This is a genomic window from Burkholderia sp. KL41 (genome assembly GCF_057005415.2).
In genome coordinates this window covers 198,125-224,508 of the sequence record NZ_CM189268.1, presented here as the reverse complement: position 1 = coordinate 224,508, position 26,384 = coordinate 198,125, and the positions used below count along the sequence as shown (strand labels likewise).

Genomic DNA, 26,384 nt, shown 5'->3' with positions numbered 1-26,384 from the left:
AACCCGTGCGATCGGTCAACTTGACATGCCGGTGCCGTTAAAGACGCCCGGGTAATCCTCTACGTCTTCGTCAATACGACACACTTCTCAGGTGTTCGAAGCAGTCCTGCATCGCCATATTGACGACAAAACACGTAGTCGACGAGAATTTCCTCAAAATTTTCCGTTGAAACCGCTATCATGTGAGTACTCAACCTGAAGAGCGATACATGGCAACTTACAAGGAACTGAAAGCCCAAATGGAAGCTTTGGCCGAGAAAGCCGAAGCTGCACGTGCCGCGGAATTCCAGGCGATCGTCGACGACATCCGCACCAAGGTTGCGGAATTCGGCATTACCGAGAAGGACATTTTCGGTAACCGTCGCGGCCGTCCGGCCAAGCAAGCGGCCGCCCCCGTGCAGGCAAAGTATCGCGACCCGAAGACCGGGGCAACCTGGTCGGGCCGCGGTCGTGCGCCTGCATGGATCAAGGACGCGAAGAATCGCAATCGATTCCTGATCCAGGAATAAGATTCTCGACGCATACCGGCGCGCGGTTTTGCGCGCCGTCCTGCTATTTGGGCATCGATACCGGCGGTATTCAACGACCGTGCCGGGTTGACGAGGCTTTGTCTCATTCGGCGCGCGGCGGCATGCTGCGCGCCGGATCGTATTTTGCCCCGCCCAATCTTTCCTGATTCAACGTTCGTAATAGATCGCAAGCCAGACAGTTTGCGTTTCTTCGTGCGTCCACGCAACGCGATGGCGGCAATGCGGCTCGATCAGCACGTAGTCGCCGGGGTGCATTTCATGGCGCGTCGGGCCTTCCTCGAATTCGAGCACCGCTGCCCCCGACAACAGCACGACCCATTCGGCGCGTGAGTCGTCATACCAAAAACCATCCGGGCTCGTGTGGCCCATCGATACGATTCGCTCGACGTTCAGACGCTGGCCCGTGACGAGGAGGTCGATTTTTTCGTCCTCATCGCGCCGGCCATCGGCGGTGAACAGGTTGCCGGTTTGAAGTTGCATGGGATGGCCTCGTCGGCGGTATTGGATGGGCGCCGGGGTTGACGGTGGCGGGAAAGGTTCACTGTAGCCCAATGGATGCGATTGGAACCGGCTCGTTTCGCCGGAAGAAGACGATGGGGGTGCCTATTTCCCTGATCGGCCAACAAGAGACGATCATCGTCCTTTTCTCAATGGCCGCTGTCGGGAAGCATCGCGTCGAGCAGACGGCGGGTCTGGTTCGCGATCGTGTCGGAATCCTTGACCTTGCCAACCGTCGATACGTTTTTACCGCTACACGAAAGCACGTTACGCCCTGGAAACGTTGCGCACTGGACATCCGAAGGTCGCAACGCTACAGAATCCGAATGCCCCGTTCGAGTTGCTTTCCCTGACATTCGAAATGAAGGGAAAGCGAAGCATACGGCGAAAATTGATACTGTTTTCGAGTCGGCTGCACGCTTCGCCGCATCTTTCGACCCGGCAATATGCTCGGCTGGTTCATCGCTGGATCGCGTCCATCGGCTTGGACGACACGGCGTATGGCACGCACACCACGCGGCGGAAAAAGATCTCTCTGATTTACCGACGAACGAAGAACCTGCGGGCCGTTCAACTGCTGCTCGCGCATACAAGGCTGGAGATTACTGGCCGATACCTCGGCATCGAGGTTGACGATGCGCTTGAGATGGCGGAACAAGCGGAGGCCCGACCCAACGGCCGGCGAGCGGTCGTTTGCCGGCCACAAGCGGTCATTGGCCCATCCAAAGCAAACGGCCGCTTCCCGTCGGGATGCGGCCGTTCCTGGCGGCAACTGTCACGTTACGCAAATCGTCCGGTTTAGCCGGTCGTTCACGCCATTGGGTCGGTCACGCGAGCCAGGTTTTGATAGACGCAGCCATTAGCAGGCTGATCGCCGACACTGGACTTGCCGTGCTGTTCGGCTCGCATCGGATGCGGGATATCCGTCAGATTGCCGCCATCTGCATGATCGTCCACGACGGCGCATGTGATAGGCCTCCCCGTCAATCGCGTTCGTTTGCCCGCGTATCTGCAGTCCGGGCGGCCGGCTTCGTTCACGGAGATCGTCAGCATCTCCTGCATCAGCCATGCAAAAGCAACGGCGGGTTTGCGTCTACCCGTAAAGGCGCCCGAGAATCGAAGCCCGCCAGTGCTACGTATGGTCACGTACCGCAGGCAAAAGCCACCGCGCGTCAATCCGTCGCCGGAATCCACGAGGCCGTCACCGCGTCGCTTGCGCGGAACGCGGGAAACTTCGCGCCGAGCTCCGCGATCGTGCGGATGTCGTTCTTCACGAGATCATCGCGCGTGATCAGCGTCGGCTTGACGACGATCCGCCGGCCCGGATCTTGCCCCGCGACGAGCAGCGCGGCGGCCCGCACCGACACCGCGCCGACGACTGCGGGATTCGTTGCGGCCGTCGCGACCCATGCGCTGCCGGGGGCGCGGATCGCTTCGATATCGGCGGTCGAAATGTCGGCGCTATAGATGCGCAACTTCGACGCCAGCTTCGCCTCGTCGGCCGCGAGCTTCGCCCCGCGCGCGAATTCGTCGTAAGGCGCGAACACCACGCGGATGTCGGGATGCGCACGATAGGCGGCCGCGGCCTGGTTCGCGACCGATTGCGCGATCGGATTGTCGACGGTGCCCCAGCGCGCCTGCTCGCGCACCTTCGGATGCGCGCGCTTGAAGTCCCGCCACGCGGCGTCGCGCCGGTCGAGCGGCGCAAACCCGGCGACATACACGTAGCCGGCCGAGAACGCATCGCCGTTGTCCTTCACCGCCTGGTCGAGCAGCAAATTCGCGAGGTCGCGATCGCTCTGTTCGATCTGCGGCACCTTCGGGTTACCGAGGTCGACATCGAACGCGACGACCTTGATGCCCTTGTCCAGCGCGCGCTGCACGACGTCCTTCAGCGATTCGGGGAGCCCGTGGTTGACGATGATCGCCGACACGCCGACGCTGATCGCCTGCTGGATCTGCTCGCGCTGCTCGGTTGCGTCCTGGCGACCTTCGTAGATGCGCAGGTCGATACCGAGCGCCTTCGCCTGCTTCTGCGCGCCGGCCTCGTATGCCTGGAAGAAATCGCCGGTCGACAGGTAGTTGACGAGCGCGACCTTCACGCCGCCCTTGTCGAACGGCGCCGGTGCGCCTTTGAGCGGGCCGGCATGCGATGCGGGCATGGTCAACGCGGCAACGGACAGGAGCGCGAGCGCGCGGATCATCCGGACGGGGCGGGACGGACGGCGAAACGGGAATCGCATGCGGATCTTCCTTGGCTGGTGTCGGTATCCGGAAAATCTATCAGCGCGGCGAACCGGTTCAAACCGAGCGATTCGGCAATCGATATTCCTTCGGATGGCAAATCGTTGAAGCCCGCCGCGCCGCCCCGGCACAAGCATTCGAGCGCGCGCGTGATATGCGTAGCAGGAATCGATGGTTAGCGTGCGGGCGCGTTGTCATTAGAGTCGCAAAGTTCAGCCCCCCTCTTTTTTCAGCGCCCATCGACGCCATGACCCGTCCCGCCCGAACCCGTCGCACCGTTGCCGCCGCCCTGCTGACGCTCGCCGCCGTCGCCGCGCTCTCCCCTGCCCGCGCGCAAGGCGATGCGGCGACAGGTAACGCCGCCGTGCCGTCGCTGAAAGGCAAGCGCATCGGCATCACGGCGATCGGCACCGATCATTACTGGGACCTGAAGGCATACCAGGGTGCGATCGACGAAGTGAAGCGGCTCGGCGGGACGCCGATCGCACTCGACGCCGGCCGCAACGACAACCGCCAGATCGCGCAGATCCAGACGCTGATCGCGCAGAAGCCCGATGCGATCATCGAGCAGCTCGGCACGGCGAGCGTGCTCGAACCGTGGCTGCAAAAGATCCGGCAGGCCGGCATTCCGCTGTTCACGATCGACACGGCCTCGCCGTCGAGCCTCAACGTCACGACCTCGGACAACTTCTTCATCGGCGAACAACTCGCGCTGAAGCTCGTCAACGACATCCACGGCGAAGGCAACATTCTCGTGTTCAACGGCTTCTACGGCGTGCCGGTGTGCGCGATCCGCTATGACCAGTTGAAGGCGGTGCTCAAGTACTACCCGAAGGTGAAGATCCTGCAGCCCGAGTTGCGCGACGTGATTCCGAACACCGTGCAGAGCGCGTACGCGCAGGTCAGCCAGCTGCTCGCGAAATACCCGAAGGGGCAGATCGCCGCGATCTGGGCCGCGTGGGACGTGCCGCAAGTCGGTGCGACGCAGGCCGTCGACGCCGCGCGCCGCAGCGAGATCAGGACCTACGCGGTGGACGGCAGCCCCGATGTCGTCGCGCTCGTGAAAGACCCGAAATCGAGCGCGGCGGCCGTGGTCGCGCAACAACCCGCGCTGATCGGCAAGACCGCGGTCGACAACGTCGCGCGCTACCTGGCCGGCGAGCGCACGCTGCCGCCCTATACATACGTCCCGTCGCTGCTCGTCACGAAGGACAACGCCGGCTCGGCCCAGCAGACGCTCGGGCAGGCCGCCGCCCCGAAATGAGCGCCGACACGCGCCCGCCCGCGCTGGCGCTGCGCGGGATCGTCAAACATTTCGACGGCGTGCCGGCGCTGCGCGGCGCGTCGCTCGACGTCGCGAGCGGCACCGTGCACGGGCTGATCGGGCAGAACGGCGCCGGCAAGTCGACGCTGATCCGGATTCTCGCCGGCATCGACACGGCCGATGCCGGTACGATCGCGATCGACGGTGCGACACAGGCGCTCGCACACCGCGCGCCGCCGGAAGGCATTGCGTTCATTCACCAGGAGCGTCTGCTGCCGGCGACGTTCACAGTCGCCGAGGCGCTGCAGTTCGGCAACGAACCGGCCTATGGCGCGGGGCCGCTCGGGCTGCTGGCGGCACGCCGGATGCGACGCGATGCCAGCGACGCGCTGCACGCGCATTTCGGCCTCGACCTGCCGCCGAACCGCCTGATTGCCGAGTTGAGCGTCGCCGAGCGGCAGATCGTGCAGATCACGCGCGCGCTGATGCGCGACCCGCGCATCCTCGTGCTCGACGAACCGACCGCCGCGCTCGTCAGCAGCGAGGTCGACCGCCTGCTTCAGACACTCGACCGGCTGCGGCGCCGCGGGCTAACGATCCTCTACGTGTCGCACTACCTGAACGAGATCGCGGCGATCTGCGATCGCGTCTCCGTGCTGCGCGACGGCACCGACGTCGCGCACGTCGACGCACGGACCACGCCGACCGAGGCGCTCGTCGCGGCGATGATAGGCACCGGGATCGCCGCACGATCGCAAGCGCCGGTACGCGTGCCCGGCCCGTCCGCGCTGCGGGTCGCCGGCCTCGCGGCGCCCGGCCGGTTCGACGACGTGTCGTTCGAGGTCCGGCGCGGCGAGATCGTCGGTGTCACGGGGCTGCTCGGTTCCGGCGGAAAACAGGTCGTGCGCAGCCTGTTCGGTCTCGAACGCGGCGTGCGCGGCACGGTGACGCTAGACGGCCGCGTGACGCGGCTGCGCAGCCCGCGCGACGCGGTGCGTCGCGGCATCGCGTTCGTGCCGGAAGACCGCCGCTCGCACGGCATCGCACCGAGCCTGTCCGTGCGCGAGAACATCACGCTCGCGAGCCTTGCGCGCTTCACCCGATTCGGTCTGGTCGCGCGGCGCCGCGAGGACGACGCGGTGCAACGGCTGATCGCCGCGCTCGACGTGCGGGCGCCCGGCCCGGACGCGCCGGTGCGCCAGCTGTCCGGCGGCAACCAGCAGAAAGTCGCGCTCGCGAAATGGCTGAGCCGTGGCGCCGAGCGCACGTCGCCGGTGTATCTGTTCGACGAGCCGACGGTGGGCGTCGATATCGGCGCCAAAGCGGAAATCTACCGGCTGCTCGATCGCCTCGCACGCGACGGCGCGGCGATCCTGCTGTTCTCGAGCGACCTGATCGAGCTGCTGGACGTCACCGATCGCGTGCTCGTGATGGCACGCGGCCGGATCGTGCGTGACGTCGCGACCCGCGACGCCACGCGCCACGATCTGCTCGCGTGGGCGACCGGCGCACGCGGCCACACGCCGCGGCAGGAGGTGGCCGCATGAACCGGACTCTCGATCGCGCGCCGCCCGGAGCGGCGTTCGCGCGGCTGCCGGGCACGTTCGGCGCGCAATTCTGGCTGCGCTGGGGCGCGGCACTGGCGTTCGCCGTCGTGTGTGCAGTGTTTGCCGCGAGTTCGCCGCTCTTTCTGACCGTCGCAAACCTCGCGAACGTGCTGCAGCAGTCGGCCGTGGTCGGCATCCTCGGGTTCGGGTTGACGGCCGTGCTGATCGGCGGCGGCCCCGATCCGATCCGCGGCGGTCTCGACCTGTCGGTCGCGGCGAACATGGGCCTCTGCGCAGCCGTTCAGGCCGTCGCGCTACGCGACGGGGCGCCGGACGGCGCGGCGCTTGCGCTGATGCTGGCCACCGGCGCGGCGGTCGGTGCGCTCAACGCGTTCGCGGTGATCGCGCTGCGCATCGTCCCGCTGCTGGCCACGCTGACGACGATGAATCTGTGCGCCGGCTTCGAACTGGTGCTGACGCAGAACACGTCGGTCGCGGCGGCGAGCCCGGTGCTCGCCTTTCTGATCGACAGCGGCCCGTTCGACGTACCGCATCTCGCGCCCGCGTTGCTGATCGTCGCGCTGCTGTTCGGCGTGCTGCTGCACCGAACCCGCTTCGGCCTGCGGCTCGCCGCGACCGGTGCGCATCGCGATGCCGCCCGCGCGGCCGGGCTGCGCGTGAACGCGTATGTCGCGGCCAGCTACGTGCTGAGCGGCGTCTCCGCCGCGCTGGCCGCGCTGGCGTCGAGTGCCTTGCTGAGCGGCAGCTCGCCCGGCGCCGGCGAAAACCTGCTGGCCGTCGTCGCGGTCGCGCTGCTCGGCGTCGTGTTCTCGCGGCGGCTCGTGCCGACGATACCGGGCACGCTGCTCGCCGCGCTGTTCGTCGGCATCGTCGGCAACGGCTTCCAGCTCGACAACGTGTCGAGCTACTGGGTCAACGGCGTCGAAGGCGCGCTGATCCTGTTCGTCGTCGCGACGACCGCGCTGATTCGGCGCCGCCATACGGAACACCATGCTCATGACTGAACGGATCGGCCGCCTGCAGCGGTTCTCGCTCGTGGCGGCACTGCTCGCGGTGATCGCCTTCTTCGCCGTGTTCGCACCGGGGTTCATGCGGCCCGCCAATCTCGCCGACGTACTGGTGAACAACTTCGCACTGCTGGCGATCGCCGCGCTCGGGATGACGCTCGCGCTGTCGATCGGCGCGGTCGACCTGTCGCTGGGCACCGCGATCGACGTCGCGAGCCTCGTGTTCGTGCAGCTGGTCGCGCACCAGGTAGGCGTGCTGCCGGCCCTGCTCGGCGGCCTCGGTGCGGCGGTGCTGGTCGGCACGTTCAACGGCGCGCTGGTCGCCGGGCTCGGGATCGCGCCGTTTCTCGCGACGCTCGGCACGCTGTTCATCGGCCAGACCGTCCAGCAGCTCGCCACCGGCGGCGGCCAGCCCGTCTACCTGCTGAACGTGGCGCTGCCGCCGCTGTTCGGCGCGCTCGCACACGGTACGCTCGCGGGCGTGCCGGTGCCGCTGTGGTGCGTCGTCGTCCTCGCCGCGGCCGTGCATGTCGTGCTCGCGCATTCGGCGTTCGGGCGCCACAGCGTCGCGCTCGGCGCGCAGCCGGGCGTCGCGCGCCATTCGGGGCTGCCGGTCGCCGCGACCGTCGTGGCGACGTTCGTCGCGAGCGCGCTCGTCTACGGCGTGGTCGGCCTGCTGCTGTCGTCGACGGTCAAGGCCTATGTGCCACAGGCCGGCAACGGCTTCCTGCTGAACGCGATCGGCGCGACCTTCATCGGCACGACGCTGTCGCCGACACGCCGTCCCGGCGTCGCCGGCACCCTGCTCGGCGTGCTGCTGATCAGCCTCGTCGCCAACGGGCTGTTGCTGATCGGCTGGAACTTCTACTGGCAGCAGGTCGCCACCGGCGCGCTGATCCTCGCGGTGCTCGCGCTGAGTTTCATGGGGCGGCGTGTACGCACGGCGTGAGCCGCCGCACGCCGTGCCCCCGCCCCCTACGCCGCGCTCAGGCGCGGGCGTCCGCGCGCCGGCCGATGCCGAACGTGAACGCCAGCGCGAGCACCAGCAGCGCCCCTTTCACGAAATCCTGCAGGTAATACGGCGCATTCAGCATCGTCAGGCCGTTGAGCAGCACCCCGACGAACACGGCCCCGACCACGGTGCCGAACACGTTCGGCCGTTTCGCGCCCCACACCGCGTACCCGACCAGCGCGGCGGCCACCGCGTCGAGCAGCAGCGAGTGCCCGGCGCTGACGTCGCCGCGCCCGACGCGGGCAGAGATCAACACGCCCCCCGATGCCGCAATTGCGCCCGATACGACATACGCCGCGACCCGGTAGCGCGCCGCAGGCGCACCGGCCAGCCGCGCGGCCGTCTCGTTGCCGCCGATCGCATAGATCACGCGGCCCCAGCGCGTCGCTTCCATCGCGATGCAAGCCAGCACCGTCACCGCCGCCAGTATCAGAACCGGCAACGGCACCACGTCGAACACGCGCAGGCGCCCGAGCGCGAGAAACGCGTCGGGAAACATGCCGCTCGCTTCCGTGCCGTCGGGCAGCACCGAACCGGTCGCGAGCGAACGCCCGCCGGTCGGAATCAACTGCAGGCCCGCGAGCAGGAACAGCGTGCCGAGCGTCGCAAGCTGGTCCGGCACGCGCAGGCGCGTGATCAGCACACCGTTGAACAGGCCGGCTGCCACACCGAGCGCAACGCAGGCCGCCACCGCCGCGAGCGCGCTGCCGTGCCAGACAACCAGCACGTAGCTCGCCGCCATCTGCGCGGATGCGGCGATGCTGCCCACCGACAAGTCGAAGCCGCCCGCCGCGAGCGTGATCGTCACACCGATCCCGAGCAGCGCGACGATCGACACCGCCTGCAGGATGCTGAACAGGTTGTCCACGTTCAGGAACGCGGGCTCGTTGACGGTAAAGACGACCACCAGCGCGGCGAGCACGAGCAGGATGCCGGTGCGTTCGAGGCCGGCGCGCAGGCGGGCCGACGCGGACAGCGCCGGCCTGGTGGACGGCGCATCGGGTGCAACGGCAGGTGTGGCGGATTTCAGCATCGTGATGGGTCAGTCCGACGGGTGGGAGGATGAATGATCGAGCGTCGCGCGATCGAACCGGACGACTCGATCGGCGACTTCGACCGCTTCCTCGAGATCGCTGACGAACACGAGCGTCGCGCGTTCGTGCGCATGGCGCCGCAACATGTCGACGATATCGGCGCGCGCACCGGCGTCGATGCCCTGGAACGGTTCGTCGAGCAGCAGCAGCCGCGCGGGTTCCGCGTGCCAGCGGGCGAGCACGACCTTCTGCTGGTTGCCACCGGACAGCCGCACGAGACGGTCGTCGGGGCCCGTGCAGCGAATCCCGAAGCGCGCGATCGCGGCGGCGGCCGCCGTGCGCTCGCGCGCGGCGCGCACCGCGCCGCCGCCGAACCAGCGCGACAGGAACGGAAAGCTGATGGTGCCCGCGATCGACGCAAACGGCACGCTGTCGGGAAACAGCGACGTGCGCCAGCGGTCCTCGCCGGCGAGGAACACGCCGGCGCGAATCGCGTCGGCAGGTGAACGCGGGCGCCACGGCCTGCCGTCGAGCGTCATCGCGCCCTGCGCCGCGCGCACGGCGCCGAAGATCGTGTTTGCGAGGCGCGACTTGCCGCCGCCGACGGGCCCCGCGATCGCGACGATCTCGCCGCGCCGCACGTCGAGATCGAACGGCGCGCTGGCCTGCGTCAGGCGCAACCCGCGCACGCTCAGGCCGCCGTCGCCGGGCCGCGCGAGCGGCGCCGGGCCGGGCACACGCGCCTTCGGCAACGGCCGCCCGATCATCGTTTCGACCGCCGCGTCGAAATCGACCGGTGCGGCGAGATCGGCGACGATCCGTCCGTCGCGCACGATCGCGACGCGATCAGCGATACGGCGCAGGTCGCCGAGCCGGTGCGACACCAGCAGGACCGCGACGCCTTCGTCACGTAATGTATCGAGCAGCGCGAACAGGCGCTCGGCCTCCGGCGCCGACAGGCTCGCGGTCGGTTCGTCGAGGATCAGCAGGCCCGGCTGCCCGGCAAGTGCTCGCGCGAGCGTCACGCGCTGCTGGTCCGCCAGCGAAAGCGACGCGAGCGGCGCCGCCAGGTCGGCGTCGAGCCCGACGCGTTCGGCGAGCGGCCATGCGGCATCGCGCCGGGCGGCCGGCGGCACGCGCCACGGCGATGCCGGATCGCACAGCCGGTCGAGCAGCAGGTTGTCGGCGATCGACAGCGTCGGCACCACCGCGTCGGCAACCGACTGATGCACGGTCGCGATGCCGAGCTGCTTCGCCGCGTGCGGCGAAGCGGGCCGGTAAGGCGTGCCGCGCAGCGTCAGCGTGCCGCCGTCGTGACGGATCACGCCGCTCAGGATCTTGACGAACGTCGATTTGCCCGCGCCGTTGGCCCCCATCAGCGCGACGACCTCGCCGGCGCCGATCGACAGGTCGAGCGATGCGAGCGCGGTCGTCGCGCCGAAGCGCTTCGACACGCCGATGGCCGTCAGGACGGGCTGCCGCGCGACGCGATGCCGTCGATCAATTCGGGAATTTGATGAAGTCGTCGTCAATGGCGTGTCGAAAAGATGTGCCTCTCGGCGAGCGGCGCCATGTGCGCAACGCCACCCGGTCACCGGAAACGTGCGGCGGGATGCTTTGCGCAGGGGCAATCCCGCTTGGGCGGGGACCGCGTGCCGCGGCTTATCGGCTTCGGCCTCCACGTCGATCCACGTTGAGCATGACTGCGCCGGGCAGGCACCGACGCCGGTTCGGCCAATCTAGCGTGCCGCACGACGTACCCGCAAACAACGATTTCTGTCATCGATATGACGTGGGCGAGAATCCCGACTCCGCACCCTGTCACGATCCTTACGCTGCCGGAGATGTGCGAACCGCTGCGTGACGCGCTCTAATATTTTTTCTTTACCAGACTTTGTTTACCTGAAAATATAGCCCAGCAGTTCGCGCGATTCGCAAAGAGTCCGGACATTTGCGGATACGCGTATCGTCGGCCCGGCATCGATCTGAATACGCGGCACCTCGTCACGCTTGGAGTAAGCAGTGCCATGAGCGGCTGCGAGAATCAATTGCGTTTCCAGCCTGGCGCTGCCTTGCATCTCGGCGTATTGGCGTATCGCGCCGAGCAGATCCGCGAGGTATTCATTGCAAGGTTTTGCCGGGAATGCGCGGGCGTTCAATGCGGCAGCCATTTTCAAATCCGTCGCCGACACGTTTCAGAATAACGAATAGCATGATGCCCTCGACCCGGTGGCAACTGATCGTGACGTATGTGTGCGCCGACGCAGCCGTGACGGTTTCGTCTCGCATCCTGCAGTTCTATGCCACCTGGCTTTTGCTGAAGGGTCTCGCGAACCCGTCGGCACTCACGCTGACGCTGATCGCAACGTGGGCGACGACCCTGCTGATCCTTCCGTTCACCGGCATCGTCGCCGACCGGGTCCGCAAAAGTACGGTTTTGCTGGGCGCATCGCTGCTTGCCCTTGCGTCGGTGATACCGGTCGTCGTCGTCGCACTTGCGCTTCACGGCACCAACACGAACTGGCTTATCGTCGTCATCGTCGTCGCAAGCGTGACTTCGAGTGTCGCCGTGGCGGCCCTCATGCCGCTGAGCACGCCGCTCATACCTGAAATTTCGCCGGATGCCGACGAGGTTCGTCGAGGTCTGCGCCTGAAGGCATCGGGTTTCATCCTGAATATCCTGTTCGGCCCGACGCTGGCAGGTTTCATGATCGGGGCATTCGGCGGCGAGTCCGCGCTATGGGTGAGTGTCGCAAGCAGTTGTTTCGGCGTCGTAGCGGCGCTCGCCTTCCACATATCGTTCAGCGCGGGCCAATCGGTGCACGCGCACTCCGGCGAAGCGCCGTCGTTTTTTCAGGATCTGCGCCGCGGGATGCAGCGGGTGCTCGGTATTCGAGCCGAGCGGGCGATCGCGACAGCGTCGCTGCTTGCCAACATGCTGTTCGTCCCGTTCGTCTTCTTCCTGTTGCCGGCCAAGGTTCTCGCGGAGGGCGGCTCGATGCTGAACGTCGCCGGCATCGAACTGTCATTGGGTGCGGGCGTATTGGCGGCTTCGGCCTTGCTGATCCAGCAAGCACGACGCATTGTTTCCGATCACGCCATTTCGGTCGTCGGCATTGCAATGATCGGCGCCTCCATCTTCGCGTTCGGTTGCTCGCACACGCTCCCCGTCTGGTGCATGCTCGGTTTCGCATTGGGTACCGGATTGACGATGTTCAACGTCACCGTCAATTCGAAACGGGCAATGGCCATTCCAGCCGGGCATCGTGCCGGCATGGAATCGAGCCTGATGTTTCTTTGCACGGCCGCTGCTCCTTTGGGTATCTGGATGTCGGGCGCGGCGCTGAAAGCCTTGTCGCCAAACGCTGTCATCATCTACGGCAGCGAACTTTTCGTACTTGCGCTCCTTTGCATTGCCTTTTCCAGGCCGTTGAGGCGCATGCTCAATTCCGACGATGGTGGCTCGCCCCACTATCTCCAGACCAACCGCGAACTGTTCGATCTTCAATCGCCGTCGTGACCTGTCCATTCCTGCCAGTGCCGGGTGTGGCTTCGTCATTGTCAACGGGGTTCGAATCCCGGCTGAAGTCCGCGTATGACGATCGGCTCGAATAACGCTCGACGCATGCGCCAGAGCTGTTTCCCGACAGGGTTCGCGCATACTTCGCGGCCTCGCAGCCAGGCGAATCAGTTCACAAATCAAAATCAATGTGCCAACATGACCGGCATGGAACTCCGTAACGTCCCGAACCAATCTCGTCATCATCACGGCCGTCACTCGATGCGCCGTGGTTCGTTACGTCCATAGCAGGACATCCGGGATTGCAGTTCCCCCTTCCTGTACAAACGACCAAGGCGCCTACGGCGCCTTTTTTATTTTTTACCCCGAGGAGAACGCTCATGACCATGATTCGCGGAACACGCTTCATCGTCGGCAAGGAAGCCGCGCAAATTCGCGCTCTGGAAACTCGATTCCGGAGCTATCTTCATTAACGTTGGGGCAGAGGAGGCGATTGTCCCGGCGTTGTGGTCGCAAGATACATTCATTCAAAAGGCCGGGGGCAGCGAGATCATCGGCCAGATGTGGGCCTTTCCCGACAAGAAAGGACGCGCTTGCTGCCTGATTCCCGAGGCAACGGCACTGTTCCAGGAGCGATGCAGCGAGTTGCTGGGCCGACAACGGGAGCGGATGCTGTTTTATATCGCTCGATGCTACCGCTATGAACGACCGCAAGCCGGTCGCTACCGCGAATTCACCCAACTAGGATTTGAGTATCTGTGCCCCAACCCGGAATCCGCGGTCAAACGCAGCCAGGAGGTGGCGACCGGTTTTTTCGATTCACTCGGCCTTCGCTATGAAATCGACGATTCGGCCCGCAGAGGCCTCAGCTACTACCTGAACGGTCGGGGCTTCGAAATGCGCTGTACCGAACTCGGCGCACAACAGCAGGTGGTTGGTGGCGGCGCCTATCGGGAGGGGGCCGGCTTCGGCATCGGCGCTGAACGACTGTTGTTGGCGATGACCGCTCAAGGGCTTGTGTAGTGAAGTGCCTGCCGACGCGGCTTGCGGGTCGGGACAGTCGCAAGCGCCATATCGCCGGTTATACGTAGTAAGGCGATGGTGCGAACGTCGGGGTTCCGCGATTTCGACTGTCGCTTGTGGGTCAATTACGGCCTACTGTGTCGGGCGGTAGTCGGTCACGAGGCGACGCTCCTCGAGAGCACCACCCGGACATTCGAACGTCAGCGGCAACCAGGAGGCGGTCGTCTGATCGCGACGCAACCAGCCCCGCCAACTTGCTGGGGGTGGATACGAGATGCGTTTTATCTGTCGATGCACGCAGAAGGTGCTGTCGCCGTGTCGAACGCCAGACGCACGGACTTTCCTACCGTCATTTCACCGCATGGAAGGTACGGCAAGCGCTTATTTAATCGATATCACAAAATTTCGCGAATAATTCTTCTACAATAACACGGCGAAACAGTGGAAGAGAAATCTTAGGTGATCGGTTGTGCCAGTTGATTTCTGACTGACGACTGATTCGGCGTCGAAGACTAAAACGAAGACTAAACGGGGTGGCAAGTGGCGTTCAGAAAGGCGGTTACTATCCCGGCGATTTACGCCGTTCACGGATTGGTTGAAGGCAATAGAGTGCTTCAACTGGAGAGGGATGCGCAGACGCGTGAAGTATTGGTGAGCGAGCCACTAGGCCGCGCTCGCAGCTACTTGGTTTTGGAAGGATTCGACGCCGAGAAAATCGCGGTCGCGACAAGGTCGATTCCCGTTCCAGAAGGTATGGACCGCCTTCTGGTTCTGTCAGATTCGTCTGAGATTCCTTCTGAGGGCTCAAACTGGGACCTTTCGACTCGGTCTACGCGCTGGACGTTTCCAAAGGCATTGAATGTTGGCACCGAGCCAATTGACGAAAGCACATTGCGGACCGCGTCGATTGTCGAAAGTTGGGAGGACGCATTTCTATATCGTGAAGAACGCATAGAGGAAGATGGAACGATTCGTCCCGGATTGCGTGCGCCACAGATTGGCGCACTGCATGCGGTGTTAGGTCATTGGCGCGCTTCCTCGAAACCGGCAACCGTAGTGATGCCAACCGGCACCGGAAAAACGGAGACAATGCTTGCATTGCTTGTCGCTCAACGTATTCCGCGGTTGTTGGTTCTTGTTCCCAGCGATGCCCTTCGGGAACAGATTGGCTCCAAGTTCGTCACACTCGGATGGCTAAAAAAATTTGGGGTTGTGGGTTCCAAGGCTCAGTTGCCCGTGGTGGGTATCCTCAAGGCCATGCCGAGAGATGCAGAAGCCCTTCAGCGCATCCTTGAATGCTGCAACGTCGTAGTGGCAACCATGAGTATTGCGGCGAACAGCCGAGCGTCGCATCGGGAAGTCCTCGCAAGTTGGGCAACGCACCTGTTCATTGATGAAGCGCATCACGTCTCTGCGGCAACTTGGACCGCATTTCGCGACCGATTTGGCGAGAAACCCGTCCTCCAATTCACGGCAACGCCATTCCGCACGGACGGAAAGTTGGTTGATGGAAAGGTAATTTTCAATTATCCACTTCGACGTGCTCAAGCTGAGGGTTACTTCAAGCCGGTGAGCTTTCGGCCTATTGTTGAGTACAACAATGAGCGCGCAGACGATCGCATCATGGAGCAGGCGGTTTCTGTGCTCAGGGCAGATTTGGCTGCAAAGCGCGACCATGTCCTCATGGCCCGGGTCCATTCAATTTCGCGAGCTGAGGCGATACATCAAATTTATAGTGCGCACGCGGCTGACCTGTGCCCGCTGATTGTTCACAGCCGTCAAACCACGGTCACTAGGCAGGCCAATCTGCAGGCCCTCCGCACACGGGTCTCTAGGGTGATTGTCTGCGTCGATATGCTGGGTGAAGGTTTCGATATGCCACAGCTCAAGGTTGCCGCGCTTCACGATATGCACAAAAGTCTCGCAATCACGCTGCAGTTTACCGGACGGTTTACACGGACGTCGGGCGACGACATCGGCGACGCTACAGTTGTTGCCAACATCGCCGATGTAGAGGTCGGCGAGCGCTTGCGCGCACTATATGCAGAAGACGCGGAATGGAACGAACTGCTGAGAGTACTGAGCGAGGGGGCCACGGAAGACGAAATTCGGCGTTCCGAGTTTCTTGAAGGATTTCGAGAATCTGCGCCACAAATTGCGTTGCAGAACATTGCGCCGAAGATGAGCGCCGTAGTCTATCGGACCGGTACGTCGTGGGACCCAGAACGTATTCAACGCACAATAAAGGCAGCGCGCATGTATGCGGGACCCTTCTATAATCCGGCAGAACATGTCAGCGTATTTGTCACCAAGGATCAAGAACAGGTTCCGTGGGGCGACGTACGCGATTTGAAGAACACGACGTGGAACGTATTCGTATTGCACTGGAGCGAAGAACAAAGACTTCTGTTCATCAACAGCTCTGACAACTCTTCGGTGCACGAGGAACTCGCTCGAGCTGTCTGTGGTCCCGATACGACTCTAATCAAAGGCGAACAAATCTTTAAGTCGTTGCACGGCGTCACGAGATTTCTCATCATGAACCTCGGTCTACGCCATCTGATAAGCAAGACGGTCCAATTTTCGATGTACAGCGGCGCTGACGTTGGGAATGCACTCACGCTGGCCCTGCGCCAGAATCGGTCAAAGTCTAACTTGTTCGGTCGAGGCTACGAAGGCGGTGAGCGAGTTACGGTAGGCTGTTCTCAGAAGGGGCGTCTTTGGTCACATCGAATTGCCTACGACCTTGCAAAATGGGTGAAGTGGTGTCATGAGGTCGGCTCAAAGCTAAACAATCCCGATATTTCAACGGAAGATATTTTCAGGAATGTCGTCATTCCGGAGGTCATATCGGCGCGGCCGGCGGCCGTCCTGATTGCTGTCGACTGGAGTGAAGAGATGTTGCACCGGCGGGAGGACGCGGTCGACGTCGAAATCGACGGAACGCTGAGCGCTCTCTATGACGTAGACCTTCAGCCGGATTTGACCGCCGCGGAAGGTGCATTGCGCTTGAGGCTCAGAACGCCAAACGGTGATTCCGTGTACGAGGTGCGCTTCCGTGCGGAGGATGTATCTTATGTACTCGTTGAGGGTATCGCAGCGCATATTGTATCGGGGCGTAAGCGTGTACCGTTGGAGGAGTGGTTCCGCGCTGAGCCGCCTAGTTTGTACTTCGCTGATGGTTCAACGCTCGTTCACAATGAGCTTTTCAGACTTCCCGCGACTGAGCGTCGGGTCGCATTCGAACGCGAACGTCTGGTCGCTTGGGATTGGGCCGGCGTGAACATCCGGAAAGAATCGCAGGGCGCAAACAAAGATGCAGACTCGATTCAACGAAGAGTTATCGAAAGTCTTCTTGCGTACCAAGGTGAGGACCAAATGGACATCATCTTTGATGATGATGGCTCTGGCGAGATGGCTGATGTAGTCGCAATGAAAGTTCTCCCTGGACAGGTCGCGGTTTCCTTCTACCATTGCAAGTACTCGGGAGGTGATAGAGCTGGGGCGCGCATTGATGACCTTTACGTGGTTTGTGGCCAGGCGCAGCGAAGCGTCTATTGGAAGGGCGAGTCCGTGCGACTGTTTAGGCATCTGCAGCACCGAGAGGTTGGTCGGCAACGCAGCGGACGCACACGATTCGAACGAGGGGACTTGAGGGTGCTCTCGACCGTTGCGCGGTCACTTCAATCTAGCCGGTTATCACTCAAAATTTACGTCGTGCAGCCGGGCGTTTTGAATGCAGACGTGAGTCCCGCACAGCTTGAGCTGCTTGGGGTAACCGAACTTTATTTGCGTGAGACATACGACTGCGCTTTTGAGTTTATCGGAAGCTGAGGCAAGGCCCGGCATGAGTTGCCTGAAGATGACGGGATTTCTGATTATGCAGAATTTTTTGGCGGTACTCGGCGAGCCGTACCAACAAAAAATCCACGCTTTCGCCCAAACTGTAGAGTTGCATCAAAGAGGGGCGCTTGTGAAATCCCAGCCTGAGTCCGATTTGGATGCGAAGCGACATGACGTAGCTTCACGGGTTCAGGCATCATCTGCCGGCACTCAGTCCTTTGGCAGTGTTCTTCAGATAAGCGGTCCAGTTAAACAATCTGGCTGACCCTCATGATCTGGATCTATATAATGAATTGATTTCAATCATAACTTCGCCGATCGTGAAAAAATAGACATTCGAAAATGGATAGAAAACTTATCGTAAAAATTGATCGATCGACGTGGCCAGGACCGGGAATTCGGCCGCTATTTCCGAGAAGTTTCACAAACGGGACGAGTTCCTATGACCTAAACATTCCTGCGATGCTGATGGTAATCGGGTATCTGACGACCCCGACTTCGTCGACGGGCGTTTCCCTGAGCGAGTTTTGGGCGTGGGTACGATATCTGGCCGCAATATCGAACGAGCCGCACGTTAGTCTCACCCGCAGCTTCGCGGAGCTCGACGCACATCAGCGGACTATCTTGAGCGACGACTTCGGTATGGGGGTGCCGATCCTCTGGCTGTTCGACAAGCTATCGCTGACAGAAGTCGTCGACGGTAGGTATTTCATGCAGAAAATTGCAGCATCGGTCGGCGCGACTCAGAAGCGAACCGCAAAGCGAGGACCGAATAAGACCCCCGATTTCGTTGCCCGAGATGTAGCCGGTAGATGGCATGTCATTGAATGTAAAGGTACCCAGTCGGGTCCAGAGTACAGCATTAAACAGCTTGGGTCCAAAGGGCCAGTCCTAAAGGGTGGCGTTGCTCAGAAGCGGTCAATTCAGTTTCCCGCTGGACACACCGGCCAGCGACTTGTCTGTGGTCTTGACATTGATGTCGAGGGTGGAAGGGAGGGCGTCCTCCGGATTGTAGATCCGGAGCCAGAAGATCCATTCGAAATTGCAGCAAACCAACTTATCTTTGCTGACGACGCCGCAAATCGGGGTGTAATGTCCAAAGCGCTTCGTATGGCTGGCTTTGAGGTGACTGCAGAGGCGGTGGCTTCACCGTTTGGTCGTCGACCGGATGCAATGCGTGCAAGATCGGCTAAAGCGGAAAGCGTACGACAGGAAGAAATGAAGGCACGCGATCAAAGATCGCGAGATGAGCTTCGCGATGAGGTCGATCATCCAAGGGTGTTTGATGGGCGATTCCGCGGGCGGGAAACTGTCATTGAATTACCGCGAGAGGTTTGGGTAGATGAGGAGCCTGTGAAGCAGGTAGTCATCAGGCAGGGGGTAAATCGTGACGCTTTGGCCGAGCTCCAGGAGCGACCAACGGTTGAAGATTTAGCGGACAGGGATCGCGCGCCGTGGACCAAGCTGATGGGGAGAAGCATTATCGAGTCGGATGGAATGGCTGCGACAATGAAAATCGGCGATGTGTTCCGTTCTGAAATCATTCTGCGGGGGCGCAACGGATAGCCAATTTCGACCGTTGAGAGATGAAGGTTTCAGTGCCGGTAAACAGCTGCTTGTTGGAAACCGGCCTGCGACCGTCCGCTAAAACCGAGAAGTCGCTGAACCTCGGACTAGACGGATGTTCGTTTGACTTCAGAAGTGGTCGTTGAGGTCGCGCCAGCTTGGCTGACCGTTTAGGGTCTATCTGCGCCGGTCGCGCGTCACAGGGCGGCGGCCGGCTGCGTTCGGCCACTCGCAGCCGTTCGACATGGCGTCTCATATCGGCCACAATCGATCTTGCGGATGCTCGCGACGTCGACTTCTTTGATCTTTCTCGGATTTTAGGAATGCGCTGAAGTGTGCTTCAGAAAGAAAATCGAAATCTTGTTCTGATTCGGTCTCCACTAATGAATAATCAATTGATCGTTGTTGCACCGGACGAGGTGGTAAAGGCAGCTGAGGAAGCAGAAGCCGCTGCTCTCCAACCCAAGAAGGGAATTGACTTTGCAAAGATTGGCGAAAACGCGCTGAGGGCGCTCTACGGCGCAAATCTAGCAGGCGTCTTGGTTGCTGGTGCGGAAGCTTTGATCGCATGGAGCAAAGCGCGCCAGAGCGGGCTCGACATCACCCAGATAAGCCGGACGCAAGCTAACTCACTGACCTTCCCTCCGGGCCACCCACGCGACGGCGTACTGTATGTGGCCCACCCGGCGGTAAATGGGATTTATTTCACCGTTGCCTCGTTTCATCGCCTTGCTTTTGAGCACAAATTCTCGGAAGCGATTGATCTACTAATGTCTTTGGGAGCAAGTGAAATTAAGGTGGAGCATGTAAGAGGCTGGTCGCGAGAATTCGCAGCCACCCTCTCTGCTCCAATGTCGGACGCTAATGCTGGCACCGAAATTTCCAGCAAGCAGTCGGGCGTGTCCGCACTTTTGTATGAAGCTCACCTCTGTGGAACCACTCAACCCTCTCTACCTGAACCGCTCGTATGGTACCCTCACGAGCCCACGTGGCAATCAATTGCGAAAGGCAGAATCAAATTCGGATTGACTGAATTTTCACTAACCGTGAACTACGAAGACGACTTCGGGATCAATGCAGGACTGAAGCTGACTGCCGGCAAGTCGGGTTTGGACCTCGGCGGGTCGTTTGAGGATCATTGCGCTACCACTTGGAAAATCCACGGAAAATTTCGCGAAAAAGAATCGGTAACGAGTTAATAAGATAGCGTCGCCTACCCGGGCCGAACAGGTGGACGACTGACTGCTATCACCGGTTTCATTTGACCGTTATGAGCCGGCTACGGAGGTTGGCGGCTGACGCAGATGCGCATGGGCGGTACCTAGCGCCGAACTTCCGAGGTCGGCGGCGAATTCAACCGGTCGATGCAACACAATAGGCGCTGCGTAAGCAGTGGAGGTGTTGCATCGACCGGTTGAATCCACCGTCGACCACGGTCAACCAGCTCCGACCAGCTGCCCAGAACCAATCGCTCGACGCCACGTGCCAGTCTGTTGATAATCAGGACATGATCCGCCGACGCAAGGCGTCGGTGGTTAACCAAACAATCGCGATCGACACGTCTTTTGCGCATTTCTTGCCGGAGTTCTTTGTGTACATCGATGTACCCCGCGGTCTCGTGTTCTTCGACCAAACTGACGCTTTCCTTCCCGAGCCGGCGTTAGTGCAATACGACCGTGATTCGAAAACGATTACATCGGTCGCCGGCGCGCAGACGGACGATACGGTGTGTGATGTATCACGCGACGGCCGTCGTCTTGCATTGGCATCGGCGTCGTGGATAATCGCACGCAATACCAACCGCAGCCGCTTGACCGTGGTTGCCGATGGCGCCGTCCTGCATCAGACCGACAGGTTTCTGTCGTTCTGGACGCGCCTGGATACTTCCGGGCGCTATGCGCTGGTAAGCGCCTTCAAGAGCAATGACAAAGGCCGTCCGGTGGTGATCGATCTGGACACCGGCGAGCTTGGCGATCCTGTCGCGCGTGATTTCGATGCACGTTTCGGCGACGTGGATCCGGTCGACGGACTCCTTTGGGCTCCAGACGAACGAACCAGGAACTCGGTGCTGACCGTGAATTGCCGCAGCGGCGAGATCAACACGGTCAATCTCCCGGCGGGCGGCAAGGTCAAGCGCCTGCGCTTTGCGCGCGATGGGTCAGTCATGTTCGTCGCGAGCGATACCAATCAATTGCTGTGCTGTGACCGGAACGGCTCGGTGGCATGGTCGCGCGATATTGGCGAATTTGGAGAGGTTCGCTCGGCCAACATCCTGTTCAACGAGAGTGGCAGCCATTTGTGCGTACCCTTGCCGGAAACGGCACGCTGCAATTGGGGCGAGGATCTGGTGATCGACGCACATACCGGTGCGGTCGAACATGCCATTCAACGTCACCGTGGGCCGCCCGCGCGACTGGCAGCAGATTGGTTCGGCGACCGGCTGCTGACGCGTGGCGGTGAAATCGTCGATTTTTATACCGGCAAGGTGACGGACATGCTGTCGTTCAAAAACGGCAGCAGCGCGATCGCGGGGAACCTCGGCGGCTGACATATTGACACCCCACCGCCTCACTCGGTCAGCAACTCAACACCGCGACGCAACGAGATCGCGGCCAGCTGTTCAGCAGGCTGCGGCCGCGCGAACAGAAACCCCTGCACCTGGTGGCAGCCGATTTCCTGCAGGAACGCCAGCTGTTTCTCCGTCTCGACGCCCTCCATCACGACATCGAGCCCCAGCGCGCGCCCCATCGCAACGATCGCGCGCACGATTGCATCATCCGTGCTGCCCGAACCGCAGTCCGTCAGGAACGACCGATCGATCTTCAGCGTATCGACGGGCAGATCCTTCAGGTACACCAGCGACGAATAGCCCGTACCGAAATCGTCGATCGCCAGGCTGATCCCCCGTGTCGCCAGTTCGCGCAGCAGGATGCCGATTTCCTCGCGGGTGTTCATCGCCATGCTTTCAAGCAACTCGAGCTGCAGGCATTCGGCCGGCAGCGCGGTTTCGCTGAGGATGGTCGTCAGGTCGCTGAGGAAATGGTCGGTAAAGCACTGCCGTGCCGACACGTTCACCGACACCCGCCCGAACTCGAAACCCTCGTCGAGCCAGCGGCGCGCCTGCCGGCAGGCTTCGCGCAGCACCCACCGGCCGATCGGGACGATCAGCGCCGACCGCTCCGCCAGCCCGATGAAGTCGCCCGGCGGCACCAGGCCCTTGCGTGGATGCAGCCAGCGCAGCAGCGCCTCCACGCCGACGATCCGGCCGCTGGCCAGATCGTATTGCGGCTGGTAGAACAGCCGGAATTCGTTCTGCTCGAGCGCGCGGTGAAGCTCGCCGAGCGTCTCCAGCTGCTCCATCGCCGACGACGTCATCTTGCTCTCGAAGAACTGGAACACGTTCCTGCCGCGGCTCTTCGCGCCGTACATCGCCTGATCCGCGAGCAGGATCAGGTGCTCCGCCTCGGTGCCGTCGTCCGGATAGATGCTGATGCCGATGCTCGGCGTCACGAAGATCTCGCGACCGCCGACATCGATCGCCCGCGCCACTTCGTCCAGCAGCTTGCGTGCAACGCGCCCGACGTCGCGGACATCGTCGAATTCCTCGAGCACGAGCGCGAATTCGTCGCCGCCCATGCGCGCCACCGTGTCGTTCGCGCGCACCGACGTGACGATGCGCTCCGCGACCTGCTTGAGCACCTCGTCGCCGGCGTTGTGGCCGAGCGTGTCGTTGACCAGCTTGAAGCGGTCGAGATCGAGGTACATCACCGCGACCTTGCGACCGACCCGCTTCGCGTGAGCGATCGCATGCGCGAGCCGCTCCTCGAACAGCGCCCGGTTCGCGAGATCGGTGAGCACGTCGTGCGTGGCGAGATAGCCCAGCCGCTCCTCCGCCTGACGCCGCTGCGTGATGTCGGAGAAGATCGCCGCATAGTGCGAGATCTCGTCTTCGTTGTCGCGAATGCTGGTGATCGTCAGGTATTCCAGAAACAGCTCGCCGGTCTTGCGGCGATTCCAGATTTCGCCTTGCCAGTGGCCGTCGGTCGTCAGCGAATGCCACAACTGCTTGTAGAAATCCGGCGTCTGGCGCCCGGAACTCAGCAGGCCCGGGTTGCGCCCGATCACTTCGTCCGCGGTGTACCCGGTCAGGCGCGTGAAGGCCTGGTTGACGCGCTCGATCCTCGCGTGCCGATCGGTGACCATGATGCCTTCGAGCGCCGATTCGAACACCCGATCCGCCATGCGCAGGTTGAAGCGCGCGAGACCCAGCGCTTCGTCGCGCTCGCGCACGGCGCTGCGCAACTCGTTCGCGTATTCATGCTCGATGCTCTGCAGCACGTCCGCGAAACAGAGCAGCCCGGTCAGTCTGCCCGCCTCGTCCCGAATGCCGACGTGCCGCATATTGTGCTCGGTCATGAAGCGCTGTGCTGTATACAAACTCTGCTTCGCGCTCAGCATCTGCAGCGGCTTGCTCGCGTAGGCCCCGACCGCGCCCTGGGACGCGCCTTCCGCCAGGAGCCGAACGATGTCCCGCTCGGTCAGGATGCCGTGCTCACCGTCGTCGTAGCCGACCAGGATCGCATCGAGTCGTTGCGTGCGCATCCGCGTGACAACGTCGTGCAGCGCGACCTGCTCGGACACCACGACGGGCGGATGAATGCGGATCGATTCGATCGGCTTCAGGTGCAGAAAGAACTCCGGCCCCTGGTTCACGACGACGTCGGTCTGCGTCAGCACGCCGATCGCGACGTTATCGCGGACCACCACGAAGTGCCGGACGCCCGACTGCTTGAACTTCATCGCGGCCTCACCCAGCGGCGTGTTGGCCTCGAGCGTCAGCACCGGATGGCTCATTACCTCGCTGACCGGCCGATCGAGCCCGTGCGGATCGTCGCCGGCCGACAGTGCATCGCGCTCGGTCCAGATCCCGACGACCTGTTCATCCTCCATCACGACGATCGAGCTGCAACGCTCGATGAACATGCGTCGCGCGACCTCCCGCACCGGCGTGGCGGGCGTGCAGGACAGAATCTGACGCGCGACGAGGCGCGCAATCGGAACATCGTAGCTGCTCGGATACATTCTCTAACCAAGACGAAAAGCCCTCGCCGGCGCGCTTCGATCCGGCAACCTTCAGGCTCGCCCGCGGCGACAGGCACGGTGCGATCCCGCTTGCCTCGAATGGTTGCGTACTCATCGAACTCGCAGACGGGGCATTGACCCATCGCGTGAGGCGTCGCGGCGGCGAGCGTGGCCATGGGCCGCGACGTCGCATTTGACGATCCCTTGTCCAGCGGGTTCAGACGCCGGAGCGCCGCCCACTCGGAGGCAGCCGCCCTGAGTTAACGACAGATTCGTGGAAGAGTTGAGTGCCGCGACGACATTCGTGCTGCGCGCCGGCAAGTCGAGCGGCTGCGGGACGGGTGAACCGTCAATGCGGCCGAGACACCCCCGGCTTCAGCAGGACTTTTGTTACACGCGGGTGACAAGGCGTCGCATGGACCGGCGGCGGCGCTCATGGAGGAATGGAAGCCGTCCACGGCTGCGGTGAAGTCCGGGCGATTCGTCGAACGAGGCTCGAGATCGGGCGGCCAGCTGCGCCCCGGCCGCTTGCGGCCGTCTGACACGAGCGCTCGAATCGTTGACGATCCGAGCGCTCATGGTCCATGTGGAACCACCAGAATGCTGCCAGCCCGGAGTATTGCACCCACTACTCCGGGCTTCCGGGCCTGCGATTTGAAGATCAGAAGCTATGGTGCATGCCGATGTTGACCTGAACCTGGTTACCGCCCGATGAGGTGTTGCCAAAGTCGGCAGCCGAAGCCTGAGCGCCCTGGGCATGGACGTAGGCGCCCACGGCGTAAACCGACGTGCGCTTCGACAGCGCGTACATGGCACCGAGCGACGCCTGGTTGATCGAAGCCATCGTGCGGCCTTCGGCAGCCTGGCTGGGCGTGGCTGCCGAACCGTAGACATACGTGTACCCGGTGGCCAGCGACAATGCCGGGGTGACCTGGTACTGCAGGAGCGCACCCAGCACGTTGAAGTGGATCGACGGCTGGCCGTTGTTGCCTTGGTACTGCGCGTTCGAGTATCGCAAGCCCGCCGTGTACGGACCGATCTGGTATTGAGTTGCGACCTGGGCGATGCCCGCGCTCTTGAACGCATTGCCACCGTTATAACCCGAGCTCGGATAGCCCAGCGCGGTACCGAAACCCGGTTGTGCCGTTGCGTTCTGCCACCCGTTCTCACCCTGGTTTGCCGCGCGGAAGTAACCGCCGGCGACGGTCAGGCCGCCTTGAGCGTAGTTCGCCGCCACCGACCACGATTGCCCCGAACCCATCGCACCGGCAACACCGCCGAACGAGTACGCACCTTCAGCCTGGAAGCCGTTGATGACCGGCGAAATGTACTTCACGGCGCTGTTCTGGTTCGTCGTGTTGTCGTTGTTGTCGACGTCGCCCGGCGTCGAGAATGTCGATGCTGAAATGGCGTCGCCCGTCAGGCCCTGCACCATTTCCGTCACGGCGTCGAGCTGGCGCCCCATGCGCAGGGTGCCGTACCGATCGGAAGCAATGCCGACGTAGGCCTGGCGGTTGAACAACGAACGCGTGGCACCAATCGGCCCCTGGCCGTTTATGCCGCCTGTACCGATGTTGAAACCGTTTTCGATCTTGAATACCGCCTTGAGGCCGCCGCCGAGGTCTTCGTCCCCCTTGAGGCCCCACTTGTTCGAACCTACGGCGCCCCCGTCGAGGCCGAACCGCTTGTGGCCATTGATGTTCGAGGTGTAGCCGATACCCGAATCGAGCATGCCGTACAGGGTGACCGACGACTGCGCCATTGCTGCCGAAGATGCGGCGAATGCGGCAACAGCGATAACGCTGACGTTGATGTTTTTGTTTTTCATCTGTATTTCACAGTCAGGAGTGGTTTTGGGATTGTTTGAAACGGGTTGTGTCGTATTCGAATGCAGACGACGGCGCACGGCCTGCGCGTCGTCTCGGCCGCAACGGCCAACGTCATATTCGCCAAATCGGCATAATCAAATCAATCATTTCGTCATCCTCAAAATTGCATGCGGAGAGGTACCACGCATCTCGACCTGTCCGGCACTCTTTCGATTAGACCAATCGCGGCGCCCCTACCTGGATCAAAGCCGCTTCCTTGCTTCCGTTGTCGCTCCGGCCATATGGCACCGTGAATCGAGAATGTGCCGGGTCGCCTGTTTGCTGCATCGATACCTTGCCTTCCAGCTCCGGCGAAACTTCACCG

The 26,384-nt window shown here is 62.2% G+C and carries 19 protein-coding genes and 1 pseudogene; 13 read left to right on the top strand and 7 right to left on the bottom strand.

Annotated elements, in window-relative coordinates:
* The first annotated feature begins 209 nt into the window (after nt 1-209).
* On the top strand, nt 210-509 hold the full coding sequence (locus tag PQB87_RS35065; protein ID WP_021160271.1) for an H-NS histone family protein: 300 nt from the start codon (nt 210-212) through the stop codon (nt 507-509).
* Between the two features lie 168 nt (nt 510-677).
* Here the strand turns inward: PQB87_RS35065 and PQB87_RS35060 are convergent, their stop codons facing one another.
* Nucleotides 678-1,010, bottom strand: coding sequence for a cupin domain-containing protein (locus PQB87_RS35060; protein WP_059688728.1), 333 nt, complete (start codon nt 1,008-1,010; stop codon nt 678-680).
* A gap of 304 nt (nt 1,011-1,314) precedes the next feature.
* On the opposite strand from PQB87_RS35060, the pseudogene PQB87_RS35055 reads away from it, so the two are divergent.
* Nucleotides 1,315-1,692 (top strand): annotated as a pseudogene (locus PQB87_RS35055) (tyrosine-type recombinase/integrase); the annotation flags it as partial.
* A 146-nt stretch (nt 1,693-1,838) separates the two neighbouring features.
* Here PQB87_RS35055 and PQB87_RS35050 read toward each other — a convergent pair.
* Together PQB87_RS35050 and PQB87_RS35045 are read right to left on the bottom strand one after the other, a co-directional pair.
* The gene (locus tag PQB87_RS35050; protein ID WP_489244900.1) at nt 1,839-2,222 is read right to left on the bottom strand and encodes a hypothetical protein; all 384 of its coding nucleotides are present in this window, start codon (nt 2,220-2,222) and stop codon (nt 1,839-1,841) included.
* Complete coding sequence (locus PQB87_RS35045) at nt 2,201-3,271, bottom strand: substrate-binding domain-containing protein (protein ID WP_153491377.1); 1,071 nt, start codon at nt 3,269-3,271, stop codon at nt 2,201-2,203. Before PQB87_RS35045 ends, PQB87_RS35050 begins: the two co-directional genes overlap by 22 nt.
* Before the next feature lie 248 nt (nt 3,272-3,519).
* On the opposite strand from PQB87_RS35045, the gene PQB87_RS35040 reads away from it, so the two are divergent.
* The 4 genes from PQB87_RS35040 to PQB87_RS35025 are packed head-to-tail and all read left to right on the top strand — an operon-like array spanning nt 3,520 to nt 8,060.
* Nucleotides 3,520-4,536 (top strand): sugar ABC transporter substrate-binding protein, encoded by a 1,017-nt coding sequence (locus tag PQB87_RS35040; RefSeq protein ID WP_059489418.1) that lies wholly within the window; start codon nt 3,520-3,522, stop codon nt 4,534-4,536.
* Nucleotides 4,533-6,083: a sugar ABC transporter ATP-binding protein gene (locus PQB87_RS35035; protein ID WP_489244897.1), complete on the top strand. Its 1,551-nt coding sequence runs from the start codon at nt 4,533-4,535 to the stop codon at nt 6,081-6,083. The genes PQB87_RS35040 and PQB87_RS35035 overlap by 4 nt, the downstream gene beginning before the upstream one ends.
* Entirely contained in the window at nt 6,080-7,108 is a 1,029-nt protein-coding gene (locus PQB87_RS35030; protein WP_060064095.1) for an ABC transporter permease, read from the top strand. Before PQB87_RS35035 ends, PQB87_RS35030 begins: the two co-directional genes overlap by 4 nt.
* A complete protein-coding gene (locus tag PQB87_RS35025) occupies nt 7,101-8,060 on the top strand; it encodes an ABC transporter permease (RefSeq protein ID WP_489244895.1) in 960 nt (319 codons plus the stop codon). The genes PQB87_RS35030 and PQB87_RS35025 overlap by 8 nt, the downstream gene beginning before the upstream one ends.
* A 37-nt stretch (nt 8,061-8,097) precedes the next feature.
* On the opposite strand, the gene PQB87_RS35020 is transcribed toward PQB87_RS35025, so the two are convergent.
* Nucleotides 8,098-9,156 (bottom strand): ABC transporter permease, encoded by a 1,059-nt coding sequence (locus tag PQB87_RS35020; RefSeq protein WP_489244893.1) that lies wholly within the window; start codon nt 9,154-9,156, stop codon nt 8,098-8,100.
* Between the two features lie 9 nt (nt 9,157-9,165).
* The gene (locus PQB87_RS35015) at nt 9,166-10,689 is read right to left on the bottom strand and encodes a sugar ABC transporter ATP-binding protein (protein ID WP_489244891.1); all 1,524 of its coding nucleotides are present in this window, start codon (nt 10,687-10,689) and stop codon (nt 9,166-9,168) included.
* Between the two features lie 378 nt (nt 10,690-11,067).
* On the opposite strand from PQB87_RS35015, the gene PQB87_RS35010 reads away from it, so the two are divergent.
* The 7 genes from PQB87_RS35010 to PQB87_RS34980 all read left to right on the top strand — a co-directional run bounded on the left by PQB87_RS35010 (nt 11,068) and on the right by PQB87_RS34980 (nt 21,657).
* Nucleotides 11,068-11,361, top strand: coding sequence for a carboxymuconolactone decarboxylase family protein (locus tag PQB87_RS35010; RefSeq protein WP_489245169.1), 294 nt, complete (start codon nt 11,068-11,070; stop codon nt 11,359-11,361).
* 8 nt (nt 11,362-11,369) lie between these two features.
* Nucleotides 11,370-12,677, top strand: a complete 1,308-nt coding sequence (locus PQB87_RS35005; RefSeq protein ID WP_489244889.1) for an MFS transporter — start codon at nt 11,370-11,372, stop codon at nt 12,675-12,677.
* 462 nt (nt 12,678-13,139) lie between these two features.
* Complete coding sequence (locus PQB87_RS35000; RefSeq protein ID WP_111939513.1) at nt 13,140-13,700, top strand: ATP phosphoribosyltransferase regulatory subunit; 561 nt, start codon at nt 13,140-13,142, stop codon at nt 13,698-13,700.
* A gap of 540 nt (nt 13,701-14,240) precedes the next feature.
* Nucleotides 14,241-17,534 carry a DEAD/DEAH box helicase gene (locus tag PQB87_RS34995; RefSeq protein WP_489244887.1) on the top strand — a complete coding sequence of 1,098 codons (3,294 nt, stop codon included), beginning with the start codon at nt 14,241-14,243 and terminating at the stop codon, nt 17,532-17,534.
* Nucleotides 17,535-18,167: 633 nt separating this feature from the next.
* Complete coding sequence (locus PQB87_RS34990; protein ID WP_258403672.1) at nt 18,168-19,109, top strand: hypothetical protein; 942 nt, start codon at nt 18,168-18,170, stop codon at nt 19,107-19,109.
* Between the two features lie 383 nt (nt 19,110-19,492).
* On the top strand, nt 19,493-20,308 hold the full coding sequence (locus PQB87_RS34985; RefSeq protein WP_146756289.1) for a hypothetical protein: 816 nt from the start codon (nt 19,493-19,495) through the stop codon (nt 20,306-20,308).
* A 215-nt stretch (nt 20,309-20,523) separates the two neighbouring features.
* The gene (locus tag PQB87_RS34980; RefSeq protein ID WP_489244884.1) at nt 20,524-21,657 is read left to right on the top strand and encodes a YncE family protein; all 1,134 of its coding nucleotides are present in this window, start codon (nt 20,524-20,526) and stop codon (nt 21,655-21,657) included.
* A gap of 20 nt (nt 21,658-21,677) precedes the next feature.
* On the opposite strand, the gene PQB87_RS34975 is transcribed toward PQB87_RS34980, so the two are convergent.
* The gene (locus PQB87_RS34975; RefSeq protein WP_489244882.1) at nt 21,678-24,191 is read right to left on the bottom strand and encodes an EAL domain-containing protein; all 2,514 of its coding nucleotides are present in this window, start codon (nt 24,189-24,191) and stop codon (nt 21,678-21,680) included.
* A 661-nt stretch (nt 24,192-24,852) separates the two neighbouring features.
* On the bottom strand, nt 24,853-26,019 hold the full coding sequence (locus PQB87_RS34970; protein WP_059683025.1) for a porin: 1,167 nt from the start codon (nt 26,017-26,019) through the stop codon (nt 24,853-24,855).
* Nucleotides 26,020-26,384: the final 365 nt, after the last annotated feature.

Excerpts from the sequence above, each read along its gene's own strand:
- PQB87_RS35065 (WP_021160271.1), top strand. The coding sequence starts at position 210 with ATGGCAACTTACAAGGAACTGAAAGCCCAAATGGAAGCTTTGGCCGAG.
- PQB87_RS35060 (WP_059688728.1), bottom strand. The coding sequence starts at position 1,010 with ATGCAACTTCAAACCGGCAACCTGTTCACCGCCGATGGCCGGCGCGAT.
- PQB87_RS35045 (WP_153491377.1), bottom strand. The coding sequence starts at position 3,271 with ATGCGATTCCCGTTTCGCCGTCCGTCCCGCCCCGTCCGGATGATCCGC.
- PQB87_RS35040 (WP_059489418.1), top strand. The coding sequence starts at position 3,520 with ATGACCCGTCCCGCCCGAACCCGTCGCACCGTTGCCGCCGCCCTGCTG.
- PQB87_RS35035 (WP_489244897.1), top strand. The coding sequence starts at position 4,533 with ATGAGCGCCGACACGCGCCCGCCCGCGCTGGCGCTGCGCGGGATCGTC.
- PQB87_RS35030 (WP_060064095.1), top strand. The coding sequence starts at position 6,080 with ATGAACCGGACTCTCGATCGCGCGCCGCCCGGAGCGGCGTTCGCGCGG.
- PQB87_RS35025 (WP_489244895.1), top strand. The coding sequence starts at position 7,101 with ATGACTGAACGGATCGGCCGCCTGCAGCGGTTCTCGCTCGTGGCGGCA.
- PQB87_RS35020 (WP_489244893.1), bottom strand. The coding sequence starts at position 9,156 with ATGCTGAAATCCGCCACACCTGCCGTTGCACCCGATGCGCCGTCCACC.
- PQB87_RS35005 (WP_489244889.1), top strand. The coding sequence starts at position 11,370 with ATGATGCCCTCGACCCGGTGGCAACTGATCGTGACGTATGTGTGCGCC.
- PQB87_RS34985 (WP_146756289.1), top strand. The coding sequence starts at position 19,493 with ATGAATAATCAATTGATCGTTGTTGCACCGGACGAGGTGGTAAAGGCA.
- PQB87_RS34975 (WP_489244882.1), bottom strand. The coding sequence starts at position 24,191 with ATGTATCCGAGCAGCTACGATGTTCCGATTGCGCGCCTCGTCGCGCGT.
- PQB87_RS34970 (WP_059683025.1), bottom strand. The coding sequence starts at position 26,019 with ATGAAAAACAAAAACATCAACGTCAGCGTTATCGCTGTTGCCGCATTC.